The organism is Brevibacillus sp. YAE8, from assembly GCF_057543335.1.
Map to the genome: position 1 here is coordinate 470,516 of NZ_BAAIYG010000002.1, position 13,853 is coordinate 484,368.

The following is a 13,853-nucleotide window of genomic DNA, read 5'->3' on the forward strand; positions in this document are numbered from 1 at the left end:
CTCCTGGATGTCATGACCTGATAAATGAACGAAAAGCTTTCTCTATCATTTTACACGCTCCGCCCTCGAATCAAATATCCCTTCGATCGCGATTCCATTTTTACGTTTGAGCAGAAACATAAAAGGAAAATAAGAAATAAGGCTGAAATTCAACGCCCCAAACGTGTACGCCAAGATCGTGCCTGCCAGCGCGAGCAGACTGTCCGGGATATTCGTCGCGGCCGCAGTGCTCGTGTGGTCCACCGCGCGCATCAAAAGCAGGACAACCAGTTGGAAAAGCCCGACCAGCAGGCCGAGAGAAAAGCCGGCCCCTACACACAGCTTGAGATAAGAAGAAATTTTCAAATATTTCACAGTCAACGACGTGTACATGCAAGCCCCCCTTTGCCTTCATCCAATATTTTATACGTCAACCTGAATGGAGTCCTGTCTTTTCTCGAAAGTTTTTGCGATTACATACAAATAGCGAGGTCGCTCATGAAAACTTTTCACGTCAGCCATGCCCGAAAACTGACCATCCTCATCCTGTTAATCATCGTCGTCGCCTTCTCTCTGTCCGGCTACATCATGCGCTCCCAGACCAATCGGATCATGAAAGTCGAGATCGAGAGCAAACTGACTCTGCAAAGCCAGGCGCTGGCGGAGCGAATGAACGCATTTTTCGCCCAGAAAAGCTTTCTCATCAAGCAGATGAGCACCAACCAGTCGATCGTTCGCTACTTGCAAACCGTCAAAACGCGGGACGATGCGTTTTCCAACCCGTATTACCCGGATGTGGCCGCCGCACTGGACGGCATCCAAAAGCTGGACCGCAACTTGGGACTCGTCTGGATTTCCAGCCAGGCGGGCAACTTCACATTCGGCAACACAGACGAGCTTACAGGGCCAGACTGGTCGCTCCAGCAACGCCCGTGGTACCAGGACGCCGTTCGCACAGACGAAGTCGTTTTTTCTGGGCCGTACGAAGATTACTTGACCAAAAAAATGGTCACCAGCGGCACCATGAAGCTGAAAGAGGACGGGAAGCTCTTGGGCTTCGTCGCCATTGATATTTTGCTCGACGACATTCCGGAAATGCTCGGCAGCTATCCCATCGGCGAATCCGGCTATGCCATCCTGCTCTCCAGGGACGGGACGATCATGTATCACCCGAACCCCGCGCTTGTCAGTCGGCAAAAGCTGACGGAGCAGCCCGGGGACATGGGAAAAATCGCCCACAGCATGATCGCGGGCCAAAAAGGGCTGCAACGCATCACCATCGACAACAACAGCTACTACATCGGCTATGCGCCCGTCGCTTCTACAGGCTGGTCCGTCGCAGCGGTTTTGCCTTCGAGCGAAGCTCTCGGCCAGTTGAACTCCGTACAGGAGCTGTCCAGCCTGATTACCGGGCTGTCGATTTTTATTCTGGTCGGCATGCTTTCGCTTTTGCTGCACATTATGCTTCGGGAGCAGCGGCGCATCCAGGCGGAGCTGTTGGCCGCGAAGGAAGAGGCGGAAGAAGCGAGCAAAGCCAAAACCGATTTTCTGGCGCGAATGAGCCACGAAATCCGCACTCCGCTAAACGGGATCATCGGACTGTCGCAACTGATGCAAAAAACGGTCATGACGCTGGTGCAAAAAGATTACCTGGACAAAATTCTCTCTTCCTCGCAGGTGTTGCTGCGGCTCATCAACGAGATTCTCGACTTTTCCAAGATCGAAGCCGGAAAGCTGGAGCTGGAAAAAGCCAGCTTTGACCTCGACGACTTTGTCCGCCGGCTCTCGCACATGCTGAGCATTTACCTTGGGACGAAGCAAATCGAGATCATCGTCGAGCTGCCGCCGAAAATGCTGCCCAAGCTGATCGGGGACCAGCATCGGCTGGAGCAGGTTTTGCTCAACCTGTGCCACAACGCGATCAAATTTACCGAGCAGGGCTACGTCGCCATGCGCGTCACGCTGGTGCAGGAAGACGAAAAGAGCCTGCTTTTGCACTTTGCCGTGGAGGATACGGGCATCGGCATGTCTGCGGAGCAGATGGACAAGCTGTTCGAGCCGTTCACCCAGGCGGACGGCACGACGAGCAGAAAATACGGCGGCACCGGACTGGGCCTCGTCATTTCGCGCAGCCTCGTGGAAATGATGGGCGCCACTCTCGAAGTCACGAGCACGATTGGCAAAGGAAGCTGCTTCTCCTTTACCCTCGCGTTCGAGCACGCGCCCTGGCAAGAGAACGAAAGCCCCGGCTCGCTGCTTCCTCCCGGCTACGCCAACCAGCGCGTCCTGGTCGTGGAGGACCATGACAAAATGCGGAGCAGCCTGGCGGACATGTTGGTGAGCCTGCGCTTTGCTCCGACCTGCGCCGCCTCGTGGCGAGAGGCGTTTGCGCTGCTGGAAGAGGCGGACGAATCCAACCCGTTTTGCTTTGTCTTCGTCGACATGGAGGCGGAAGACATGTACGGCGTCGAGTCGCTCTGGCGCCTGCACACGCTCGCCGAAGCATGCGAGGCGGCGACCATCGCCATGACGACCGAGTACGGACGCGACGAGCTGGCCTCGCTGGAGGAAGCTGTCCAGCCTGACGCCGTTCTCATCAAGCCGATTAATCGCATGGACGTGACGCGCGCCCTGCTGGGAGCGCAGGAGCATAAAGAACTGCACACCGCCCACGTCGCGGCTCCCGCGCAGAGCGCTTCTTTCGAAAACGTCATGTTTCCCGGACATCGCGGCACCATCATGCTGGCGGAAGACAACGAGATCAACCAGCTCGTGGCTGTCGAATTTTTGCGCCGGGAAGGCTATGCCGTCACGATTGCCAAAAACGGCCTGGAAGTGCTGGAGCTTTTGGACATGAAAAAATGGGATCTGATCCTGATGGACGTCCACATGCCGGAAATGGACGGCTGCGAAGCGACGCTGCGCATTCGCCAGCACAAGCAGTACGCGAGCCTGCCGATCATCGCGATGACGGCGAGCGTCATCAAAGCCGAGCACGACAACTGCTACCGCTCAGGCATGAATGGCGTCATCACGAAGCCGATTCATCTGGGAGAGATGAAAGAAACGTTGAAGCGGGCCATTCCTGTGCCTTGTCTGGATGTGTCGCTCGCGCTGGAGCGGCTGGATGGAAAACTCCCGATCTACACGCAAATTCTCCGGACGTTCACCCGCGAGTACGCGAATTTTGCCGAGCGGCTGCAAAAGACGCTTCGCGCAGGCGATACCGAGGAAGCCCGACGCATGGTGCACACGCTGAGCGGCGTAGCCGGGAATCTCTCTGCCCAGCGATTGCTGCTCGTAGCAAGAAAGGTTGAGAGTCTGCTCTCCCCATCGGCAAACCGGAGCGATTATGAAGAATGTATGAGCGAGCTTGCGTGGCAACTGGACGAAGTATTAGCTCTCGCAACCGAGTGGCTGGAAACTCTGGCGAACTCCTAACAAATTTTTAGCATTTTTCGTGAAATTAGGTCCATTCTCCTCATTTTTTTGCTAAAATATGAGAAAAGTATTAGGAAATCATGAACCATTGCTAGCTCTTTCCCATCTTTATGAATAACTTTCTCCCAGAAAGAGTGAGGAATCTGATGTACAAACTATTGATTATCGAAGACGATCAGATTATGGGTGAAATGCTGGCCATGTATTTAACCGAGGAAGGTTATTCTGTGAAAATAGCAGATCATGGACAAAAAGGTCTGGAGCTGGCCCGATCGTTTGCACCGGATGTCATCCTTCTCGACATGATTCTGCCGGATATGAGCGGTACCCGGTTGTGCGGCGAGCTGCGCAGCTTTTCGCTCGCTCCCATTCTCGTCGTCTCGATGAAGACAGACGTATCCGATCGGGTGGAAGCCTTGCAAGCAGGAGCGGACGATTACATTTGCAAGCCGTTTTCACTGCGAGAGATTTCAGCAAAAATCGGAGCCATAATCAGACGAACTCACCAATACCAACAGCAGGCCGCCTCCGTGGAGAACGCCGAGCAGGCGGATACGACGATCGCTTGCCCGGAAAATACGTTTCTGCTCGACCTGGAGCGCAGGGCGATCTACGTCAACCAGTTCCACGTCGAGACGACTTTTTCCGAATTTGAAATCATGCGCCTGTTCATTACAAACGAAGGCAAGGTGTTCAGCCGAGAGGAGCTGCTCTACGAGCTTCGCGGTTTTGATTCTTTTGTCACAGACCGGGCGATTGACGTCCACATCGCCAACTTGCGCAAAAAAATCGAAGACAATCCGAAAGAACCGAAATACATTCGAACCGTCTGGGGTGTGGGGTATAAATTCGTCTCTAGGAACTAGCAGACAAACGCATGGGATGGTGCTCTTTTTTTGAGATTATTTCACACTCTCCTAATACATAGACAGAAACTTATCTAATACATCAGGTGCATAATCAATCCCAGAAGACTTGGACTGCATATGGAGGGTAAAAAATGGAGTTTACACCGCATGCGACATGCGAGGACCTGGAGCACAAGTTGAGATTGGCCAATGATCTGCAAGAGGCATTGCCTCTTCAACAACTATCCTTGCACTACCAACCCCAATTCGAGACCGGATCTGGCAATGTGCGCGGCTTTGAGGCTTTGCTCAGATGGAATCATCCGCACTTTGGACCGATCTCCCCCACAGAATTTATCCCGCTCGCCGAGGAGACAGGACTGATTTATTCCATCGGAGACTGGGTGATCCAGACCGCTTGTCAAAAGAACAAGCAAATTCAGGAAAAATACATGCCCAACTCCGTCATGTCCGTCAATTTGTCGGGCTTGCAATTGCAAGATTCCTTATTCTTTGACCGGGTGTGCGGCATTTTGCAGCAAACCGCTCTCTCCCCGCAATCGCTGGAGCTGGAACTGACCGAACGGGACCGCATCTCTCTCAAAGACAGACGGATCGACTCACTGAAAAGATTTGCCCATCACGGTATCAAAATCGTATTGGACGATTTCGGGACGGAATACTCCTCGCTTGAATACATCACGACTCTCCCCCTTTCTACGATCAAAATCGACCGCTCGTTTGTCACACATATCAACAATCATTACGAAGGGACCGTTCTCGTCGAATGGATCATCTCGCTGGCGCGAAAGCTGGGATTCACCGTCGTCGCGGAAGGCATCGAAACGTACGAGCAGCTTCATACCTTGCAAAAGTGGAAGTGCGATTTTGTGCAAGGCTATTTGCTGAGCAAGCCGCTGCATGAACAGGAGCTGCCGCTGTTTTTTCGCAAGGTGGAATGGAAGCAGGAAAACAAATTCTAGCATCCAGGTGTCCTGGAATCATCCCCCTTGCCCGACCAGCTTCAGCACACGGCACAGGTCGTACAGAGCGTGGACGCCGCGCATTTGCCAGCCATTGACCTGATGCAAATAACGCAAGGTGTCCACGGCGATTTTTCGCGCCTCCTGCACATCTTCTTCCTTCATCTCGGCGACGGCGTTTTTCAGCTCTACGACGGAGGGCGAGTACACCTGCGCACGCAACGCTCGCAACAGCATGATTTTGTGAATGTGCGAACGGTTGAACAGCCGATAGCCGTTTTTCGGATCGCGCGCGGTCGTAATCAGCCCGGTTTTTTCCCAGTGGCGAATCGTAGAGCTGGGAAGTCCTGTCTCGCTGGCGGCTTGCTTGATTCGCGATTGCCACACCCTCCGATTGGCGCTGCCTGGTAACCTTCCGCTGTGAGGCTGCTGCCTCCAAATTTTATCGATAGGGCGGGATGACCAACTTCCCGGTATAATCTAAATAGCCATCGAGACCCCAATTGATGGCGTACAGACCGTTACGATCCATAAGAGAGCCATATGGACTTTGATAGGTACCAAAATAACGTGGACTTACAAGATACTCTCCTTTGCGATTGATAAAGCCCTCCCTGCCGTCGTGCAGGCGAACCATGGCTATACCGTTATAAAATCTGCCTATAGCTGAGTATTTGGGTTCGAGAATGACCTCTCCTGTCAGGGTAACAGCACCCGCGTAAGATTGACCGTCTTCTTTGTTAGTGTAGTACCTGTAAATGCCTTCCTCTACATCCGATGATCCTGCAAAAGGAGTAAATTCGCCTGGCGGGATGATCCATTCGCCTTTTTTATTGATCAATCCTCCTCCAAGCGATTTTCCGTCCGCTTTCCAGCTCGAAGCATAGGCTATTCCGTTCCGGAAGGGAACGGTAAAATAATAGATCGGTGCGATGATGTACTCGCCTTTGCTGTTAATAAACCCAATCTGCTTATCCTTTTCTTGGACAGCGGCTAATCCGTCAGAAAATTCTTTTGCCAAGACGTACTTAGGGGGGACCAAAACGGTTCCTTTCGCATCCATATATCCGTAGTAAGGACCTTGCTTAATGAGGATCGGATCATTGGAATACTGCTGCCGTTCGGGAATGTAGCCTACGTAATCAAAGGTAGGCTGCACGATCCAATTCCCCTTCGTGTCGATGAGTCCCCATTTTTTATTCACAGAAGCAGCTGATCGTCCAAAACGGAAACCTACTATTCGCTCATACTTTGGAGGGATGACTTCCTTTCCTGTACGGTCGATCACCCCGCTTCTTTCCCCTATCTGAAAGCTTGCAAGCCCTTCGGAGAAACTGGAAATATAGTTGTATTTATAGGGAACAATGAGCTTGCCAGTATGATCTATCACTCCCCACTTTTCTATGCTCGTGTTTCGTACAAGGCCGAGGCCATCTTTGAATTCCTGTATCGTACCGTATTTGGGCAAAGTAAATCTCGCATGAATCTTGCCATTACGATCACTCAAAGCCCATTGATTCCCGGTAGGTTTTCTTAGTGGGTACAGTTGCTGGTTTGGTTCGCCTGCACCTTGTGCGGATACACCAGCAAGGCTGAGACACGCCAGAATCATAGCTAGGATCGTTACCAAAAATTTCTGCATAGTAGTACATCCTCCGAGAGTCTAATGAGTTAGTTGCCCTAATTATAGGGTAATTTGGAATTAAAACCAATAAGGGGTTTTGGCTACACGGGGACAAGGAACTGTTCTTTTGCGTGCGTGTCGGTATTTCGAAAAATTTACCATCTCAGTAAATACTGATATCAATAGATTCTAAACATTTATTCGGAATCTTTATTAACGATAACGATTTAATGGAGGTGTATCCATTCATGCAATCTCTGACAGCCGTTTGTTAATGAATGACATTCTCTCCGTTCCATATCGATTTGATTTCAATCTACTAGACATCCATGCTTCTTTACAAAAACATCCCAATTCTTATTATCATCAAAAAAGATCCGTCTAAGTATGTTCGTATCCATATTCTAATCCTACCCTAAAGAAAGAAAACAGGACAGCCTTTCGACTATCCCAAAACTTATAAATTCCTATCTGTTGAAAAAAACCTTGAAGCTTTCTTCAAGGTTTTTTTCGCCGCGAGCCACTAACCGTTTTCCTTCAACGCAACCCCGTTGATTCGCAAATGGGCGCGGAACATTTCCATGATCGACGGCATGTCCGCTTTGTCCGCCCACGAGTCCGTATTCCACACGCCAGCCTGCTTGAATGCGCGCGGGCAGTGAATGAAACACTCCTCCACCTCGACGACGACACCGAGCCCGAGTGTTTTGCCCTTCCAGTTCTGCGCGGCGAGCAGCTCGGCGTTTTTCGTAATCGTCGCTTTTCCGTTGATGCGCAGCACTTCTTCCAGCCCGGGAATGAGAAAAATCATGCCGACCTGCGGATTCGCCAAAATGTTCAGCAAAGAATCGACCCGCCGGTTTCCCATTCTTTCCGGAAAAATAACGTGCCGCTCGTCCAGCACTTTGACAAAGCCCGGCTCATCGCCGCGCGGAGAAACATCGCAGCGTCCATCGGCATCTGCTGTCGCCAGGAAAAACAGCGGCGACATGGACAAGTAATGAATGACATGCGACTCTACCTGCGCAATGCTTTTGTTCGCAACCGTCTCGTGCGGAACCCCTACCAGACTTCTCAGTTCATCCGCGCTGGCAACACGGTCCTTTTGCCACTTTTCTTCCCACATCTTTGTCTCTCCTCCAGGCCCTGTATTTTGGATGACAAACGCCAAGAGCGATCGGGAACGGTTCTCATCCATTTTTCCCATCTTATCGGCTGCGCAGGCGGATTGCAAGACTGCTGAGCGAACGACGTACCGTCTGCTCGCCTTTTTTCCCCGCGCACAATAGAGGATAGCTCACGCGCTATCGCGCAAAGATGCGACTGCCCGTCGCACGCCAAAAGGGATGCCTCCTGTGCATCCCTCTTCGTGTGTGTTTCCCGCTCTTTGTCCGTTGCCTTTGCGCGGTTACACCATAATTTTGCAAATGTCGTTCGTAAACTCGACCGGGTCTTCGATCGGCAATCCTTCGATCAGCAATGCCTGATTGTAGAGCAGGGCGGTGTACAAGTTCACCTTTTCCTTGTCCTCGGCAAAAGCTGTCTTGAGCGACTGGAACACGTTGTGGTTGACGTTGATTTCCAGCACCTTTTGCGCTTTGACGCCCTGGCTGTTCGGCATAGCGTTCAACACTTTTTCCATCTCAATGGTGACATCGCCCTCGGTGGACAGGCAAACCGGATGGGATTTCAGCCGCTTGGACGCTTTTACGCTGGTGACTTTTCCTTCGAGCAGGCTCTTCATGTACGAGAACAGCTCCTGGTTGTCTGCGTTTTCTGCGTCTGCCGCCTTGTCCTGGTCGTCCGCTTCGATGCCCAAATCTGCGCTGGATACGGAGCGGAACTCTTTCTCCTTGTAGGTGCGCATCATTTTGATCGCAAACTCGTCGATGTCTTCCGTGAAGTACAAGATTTCATAGCCTTTGTCGGCAACCAGCTCGGTCTGCGGCAGCTTTTCGATGCGCTCGTTGGATTCTCCGGTTGCGTAGTAAATGTATTTTTGGTCTTCCGGCATTCTCTCCACGTACTCGGCGAGCGTCACCAGCTTTTTCTCCTTCGAGGAGTAGAACATCAGGAGGTCTTGCAGCGTGTCCTTATGCGTGCCGAAGTCGCTGTACACGCCGTATTTGAGCTGGCGGCCAAACGCCTGATAAAACTTCTCGTACTTCTCCCGCTCGTTTTTTTGCATGCTTTGCAGTTGGCCCTTGATTTTGCTGGCGATGTTTTTCGCGATCAGCTTCAACTGGCGATCGTGCTGCAGCATCTCGCGGGAAATGTTGAGGGACAGGCTTTCCGAATCAACCATCCCTTTGACGAAGCTGAAGTAGTCTGGCAGCAGGTCTGCGCACTTGTTCATGATGAGTACGCCATTGGCATACAGCTCCAGACCTTTTTCGTACTCTTTGGAGTAATAGTCGAACGGAATGCTTTCCGGGATGTACAAAATCGCCTGATAGACGACGGCTCCGTCCGCGCTGACGTGGATGTGCGCCAGCGGCTTGTCAAAGCCGTAGTGCTTGCTTGCGTAAAACTGCTCGTAATCTTCATCCTTCAGCTCGCTTTTGTTTTTGCGCCAGATCGGCACCATGCTGTTGATGACCTGTTCTTCGCGCGCTTCCTCAAACTCGTTGTCGCTGCCCTCTTTTGGCTTGTGGGTAGTGACGTCCATTTTGATCGGGTAGCGGATGAAGTCGGAGTATTTTTTGATGATCGCTCTTAAGCGATACTCTTCCAGAAACTCGTCGTAGCGCTCTTCTTCGGTGTTCTCCTTGATTTTGAGGATGATCGTGGTACCGACCGTCTCTTTTTCATACGGCTCGATCGTATAGCCATCTGCGCCGCTGGATTGCCATTTGTAGCCTGTCTCTGCCCCGAGCGCCTTGCTGATAACGGTCACGACATCGGCGACCATGAAAGCGGAGTAGAAGCCCACCCCGAATTGCCCGATGATGTTGTAGCCATCCTTCGCTTCGATTTCTTTTTTGAAGGCGAGCGAGCCGCTTTTCGCGATCACGCCCAGGTTGGTTTCCAGCTCTTCGGCGGTCATGCCGATCCCCGTATCGGTAATCGTCAGCTCGCGGGCGTCTTTGTCGATGGTGATTTTAATGAAGTAATTGTCTTTATCAAAAACTAGCTGAGGATCGGTCAGCGATTTGTAATAAATTTTATCAATCGCATCGCTCGCATTGGAAATCAGCTCACGCAGAAAAATCTCTTTTTGCGTGTAAATGGAATGGATCATCATTTCCAACAGTCGCGTCGATTCCGCCTGAAACTGCTTCTTTTCCATCGGACATTCTCCCTTCTTCTTTTGCACGACACACTTGTTAGCACTCTAGCATGGTGAGTGCTATCCACTATTTTTTATAGCAGTCCTAGATTTTTCTGTCAATATATCGGCCTTGTTTTTTCCAAATTCTGCCGACCGTTGGAAGCTTATTTTCCATAAAAAAGGACCATGCGAAAATGGTCCTCTTCCTCGTCGCTATGCTCCTTTTTCACTGGCCGCATACGCTTCTGCGGCGATCGCCAAAAGCGTGCCCATGATTTTTTCCACTCGTTTTTGCCGGGCCAGCAAAAGCCGTTCCTGCTCTTGCAAAAGAAGTTCCCGCTCCGGCTCGCCGTCGAGCAACTCGCGAATTTTTTGCAGCGGAAAATCCAGCTCGCGATAAAACAAAATTTGCTGCAGGCGCTCCAGCTCTTTTGTGCCGTACAGCCGATAGCCCGCTTCGCTGATCTCGCTCGGCACGAGCAAGCCGATCTTGTGGTAATGGTGCAACGTTTTGATCGTCACCCCGGAAAGCTCCGATACTTCCTTGACCGTGTACAGCACGTGTCCGCCCTCCTTTCCCCTTTAGTGTAAAGACTCCCCCAAGCGGAGAGTCCAGCGTTTTTGCCAAAAAAAATCCCTCGCTGGCTAGGGCGAGGGTTGAAAAAGGTGGTTAACAGTGTATAGGACTCAGTGTGTCCCGATTTTGCCATTATATACGTCCGTTTTCCCGGCGAAGCCAAAGGGGCAGGCGGCGCGGGCAGCGTCTGCATGCTATGCTGTTCGAGTCGCTTCCGCACCGCTCCATGGCAGCCTTTTTACCCGACCGCGACCAGATCGAGCACCGCTGCGTTGATCCCGTTCAAAAAAGCAAGTGCACTCGCTTTGATAATGTCCGTATCCATGGCGCGGCCCGAGTACGTTTTTCCCATGTACTCGATGCGGATATTGACGCGGCCGACAGCGTCCTTGCCGCGGGTTTCGTCCCATTCAGTTTGCGCGTTCACGCGGGAACGCGTCCGTGCCGTCGCCAAACAGCCATTTCAACGCATTCATGAAGCGAAACGCGAAGAAAAAAGAATCGTGCGTCCCGAGCGGGTCCGTCTCGAACTTCAGATGTTCCGGCGGAAAGCCTTTTTCGAGCAGGAGACGGTGCGCCGCTTTGGTCTGCGCGACCATTCCCGACTGGATCGTCTTTTTGTAGACGCCTTCCAGCTCGCCGACGTACATATAGACGCGATGCTTCTCAGCAGGCAAAGCCCTCTCCTGCATGTACGAGATGAAGCCTTCGTACCAGAACGAAGCGGATATCCAGGCGCTTTTGCCAAACGTCTCCGGGCGATTGAAGTACGCGTACGCACTGACCAGTCCGCCGAGCGAGCAGCCTGCAATCGCGGTGTGCTCCGGTTCCGGCATGGTCAAATAATTCGCGTCGATGTGCGGCTTGATCTCGTCTGCGACCGCTTGCACGTAGCGGCTCGCTCCGCCGCCAAACGACGGCCTGTCCGCCACAAGCGCCCCTTCTGGCCACGGCGTGTAGTCGTGATTCCGGTCGTGCGGCTTGATGCCGACGAGAATCAGCTCCGGAAGCTGCTTGCTGTTAAACAAATGATCGAGGTAATTGTACCCATCCATCGCGACTTTGCCTGCGTCCTGCAAGTAGACGACAGGATAGCGTTTGTTTTCTTCTGTATAGCTGCTCGGCAAATGGATGGACAGTTCAAAGCCCGCCACTTTCTCCGTAATGAATCGCTTCCGCATGCTCGGACCTCTTTTCCTCGGTTTTGATGGAGTCTCCCCAAAATTATAAGGACAGTCCGCGCAAGTAGCCATGCACAAAATCCAGATTCGCCGATGAAGCTTTTCCTGTGCGGCAAAGCCGACAGCCCTGCCTGCCTGACCAGCCCGCCTGAAGTTGCTTTTTGGTCAAAAACCTTGCGGCGCCTTCGCCATGTCCATGTACAGCACATTCCAGCGGTGTCCGTCCAGATCGGCAAATCCGGCCCCGTACATCCAGCCGCCCTGCTCCTGCGGCTCGGCAAACACCGTCCCGCCTGCCTCCCTGACCTTTTTCACCAGATCATCCACTTCTTCGCGGCTGGCCGCCTCGACGGAAAACAACACTTCTGTGCCGCGCCTCGTGTCTGCCAGTTCATTTTGCGCAAACGTCTGGAAGGTCGCCTCCGGGAAAAGCAGCACCAGCGTTTTCTGCTCGCCGATTACAAGACCTGCCATATCGTCGCTGTGCTCATGGCGCGGGTGGAACGAAAAGCCGATGGCGGCGAAAAACGCCTTCGACTTTTTCACGTCCTTCACAGGCAAATTGATCCAAAGCTCTCTCGTCATAGTCGTTTCTCCTTTGCTCGTTTTTTCGGGGGAAACAAGCTGCTTTTTATCAGGATACCAAAAACAAGCGTGCGGGCTTCTTCTCGCTTGCTGTTTTCGTAAAAAAGAAGCGGCGGCTTGCTTTTACCCCGCTTGCCTTTCTGCGCGCTTGTTCTCAGAAGCCTCGTCGCGAATCAAGCACGCTGCCAACAGTCCTTAGCCAAGCACCAGCGCCAGCAGGCAAAACGTCATGGCGTAGCTGGCCGTTTTCATCCAGTGAATGGAGAGGATCGGCCCGACGCTCGTTCCGGCAAACAGGATAAACGTATAGACGGATACCGCAAGCCCGCGCAGCTTCCCGGCCAACTGACCGATCAGCGAGATGAGAGAAGGAACGGCGAGAGCGATACCGCTGACGTACACAAGCGTCATCCCGATGAGCACCGGCAAGGAGGCGCCCACGCCCAGCAGCGCAAGCCCGGCAACGGCGAGCAGCAAGGAGAAGCGCAGAACGCCGCGGACGCCAAAGCGTTTGGACAGGTGCCCGGCGAGCGGCGACAAAACCATCCCGCCAATGCTTGCCGCACGGACCCACACAATTTGTTGCGCATCAAGACCATAGGCTGGCCCGCTCAAGTATGCGCCGAGAACCGTGTACATGCTCACAAAAGACAGCAACAGCACAAAGGCAATCACATAGCCGAGCAGCAAGTTTTTGACCCGAAAAACGTGCCTGATCTGCCGGAACGGTTCCCAGACGCTGGCGTCCGGATACAGGCGCTCGCCTTTTGGCAGGAACAACCAAATCAACAAAAACGTGATGACGTATGCGACAGCCAGTACGTCAAACAAAAATCGCCAGTCGTACAGTTGGCTGAGCCAGCCGCCAACCACCTGCCCGACAATCCCGGCCACGAGAAATCCGGTACTGATGAAGCCAATGGCAGTCACTCGTTTTTCGAGCGGAAACATTTCGACGGCGTAAGCCAGCGCGACCGGGGAAAAACTGGCGGCCGCCGCTCCCTGCAAGCCTCGCAGCACGATCAGCCAGCCAAAGCTGTCCACTGTGCCCAGCAGGAAGGAAAGCACAATCAACACAAATAGCCCGCTCAAAATCACCTGTTTTCGCCCGTATTTGTCTGACAGCACCCCGTACACCAGGCAGCCCAGCGCAAAGCCGAGCGAAAACACACTTCCTGTCGCCGCCGCTTCCGCCAGGGACACTCCGTAGTTTTCCGCAAACAGAGGCAAGAGGGGAATCGTGACATACAGGCTGGTCATGACAGCCATTCCCGCCCAGCTTAATACGGCTGTCATGAGCGCGTAGCTTTTTTGGTGGATCAATTCGGTTTTCATGAGCAAATGCCACCTCTTTTTGATTATTG

Annotated in this window: 11 protein-coding genes and 2 pseudogenes; 3 read left to right on the forward strand and 10 right to left on the reverse strand. The window is 52.6% G+C overall.

All coding sequences use genetic code 11. The features are described 5' to 3' along the window. Positions 1-45 precede the first annotated feature (45 nt). Entirely contained in the window at positions 46-372 is a 327-nt protein-coding gene (locus tag AC27IT_RS05105) for a hypothetical protein (RefSeq protein ID WP_283858879.1), read from the reverse strand. A 105-nt stretch (positions 373-477) separates the two neighbouring features. On the opposite strand from AC27IT_RS05105, the gene AC27IT_RS05110 reads away from it, so the two are divergent. The 3 genes from AC27IT_RS05110 to AC27IT_RS05120 all read left to right on the forward strand — a co-directional run bounded on the left by AC27IT_RS05110 (position 478) and on the right by AC27IT_RS05120 (position 5,251). Beyond that, the gene (locus tag AC27IT_RS05110; RefSeq protein ID WP_487091644.1) at positions 478-3,420 is read left to right on the forward strand and encodes a response regulator; all 2,943 of its coding nucleotides are present in this window, start codon (positions 478-480) and stop codon (positions 3,418-3,420) included. A gap of 146 nt (positions 3,421-3,566) precedes the next feature. Next, complete coding sequence (locus tag AC27IT_RS05115; RefSeq protein WP_005829628.1) at positions 3,567-4,286, forward strand: response regulator transcription factor; 720 nt, start codon at positions 3,567-3,569, stop codon at positions 4,284-4,286. 134 nt (positions 4,287-4,420) lie between these two features. Then, entirely contained in the window at positions 4,421-5,251 is an 831-nt protein-coding gene (locus AC27IT_RS05120) for a putative bifunctional diguanylate cyclase/phosphodiesterase (protein WP_007778755.1), read from the forward strand. Positions 5,252-5,269: 18 nt separating this feature from the next. Here the strand turns inward: AC27IT_RS05120 and AC27IT_RS05125 are convergent, their stop codons facing one another. From AC27IT_RS05125 to AC27IT_RS05165, 9 genes and pseudogenes are all read right to left on the reverse strand, one after another. Next, positions 5,270-5,638: a MerR family DNA-binding transcriptional regulator gene (locus AC27IT_RS05125; protein WP_327944482.1), complete on the reverse strand. Its 369-nt coding sequence runs from the start codon at positions 5,636-5,638 to the stop codon at positions 5,270-5,272. A gap of 55 nt (positions 5,639-5,693) precedes the next feature. Continuing rightward, entirely contained in the window at positions 5,694-6,893 is a 1,200-nt protein-coding gene (locus AC27IT_RS05130) for a WG repeat-containing protein (RefSeq protein ID WP_005829634.1), read from the reverse strand. 505 nt (positions 6,894-7,398) lie between these two features. Continuing rightward, positions 7,399-8,001, reverse strand: coding sequence for an MSMEG_1061 family FMN-dependent PPOX-type flavoprotein (locus tag AC27IT_RS05135; protein WP_005829636.1), 603 nt, complete (start codon positions 7,999-8,001; stop codon positions 7,399-7,401). A 282-nt stretch (positions 8,002-8,283) separates the two neighbouring features. Continuing rightward, a complete protein-coding gene (gene htpG, locus AC27IT_RS05140) occupies positions 8,284-10,164 on the reverse strand; it encodes a molecular chaperone HtpG (RefSeq protein ID WP_005829638.1) in 1,881 nt (626 codons plus the stop codon). Between the two features lie 237 nt (positions 10,165-10,401). After that, positions 10,402-10,707: pseudogene (locus AC27IT_RS05145) on the reverse strand (MerR family transcriptional regulator); the annotation flags it as partial. Positions 10,708-10,961: 254 nt separating this feature from the next. Then, a pseudogene (locus AC27IT_RS05150) lies at positions 10,962-11,123 on the reverse strand (alpha-isopropylmalate synthase regulatory domain-containing protein); the annotation flags it as partial. A gap of 10 nt (positions 11,124-11,133) precedes the next feature. Beyond that, positions 11,134-11,904, reverse strand: a complete 771-nt coding sequence (locus tag AC27IT_RS05155; RefSeq protein WP_007778740.1) for an alpha/beta hydrolase — start codon at positions 11,902-11,904, stop codon at positions 11,134-11,136. A 165-nt stretch (positions 11,905-12,069) separates the two neighbouring features. Continuing rightward, complete coding sequence (locus AC27IT_RS05160) at positions 12,070-12,489, reverse strand: VOC family protein (RefSeq protein ID WP_007778737.1); 420 nt, start codon at positions 12,487-12,489, stop codon at positions 12,070-12,072. Between the two features lie 195 nt (positions 12,490-12,684). Continuing rightward, a complete protein-coding gene (locus AC27IT_RS05165) occupies positions 12,685-13,824 on the reverse strand; it encodes an MFS transporter (protein WP_487091645.1) in 1,140 nt (379 codons plus the stop codon). Between the last annotated feature and the right edge of the window lie 29 nt (positions 13,825-13,853).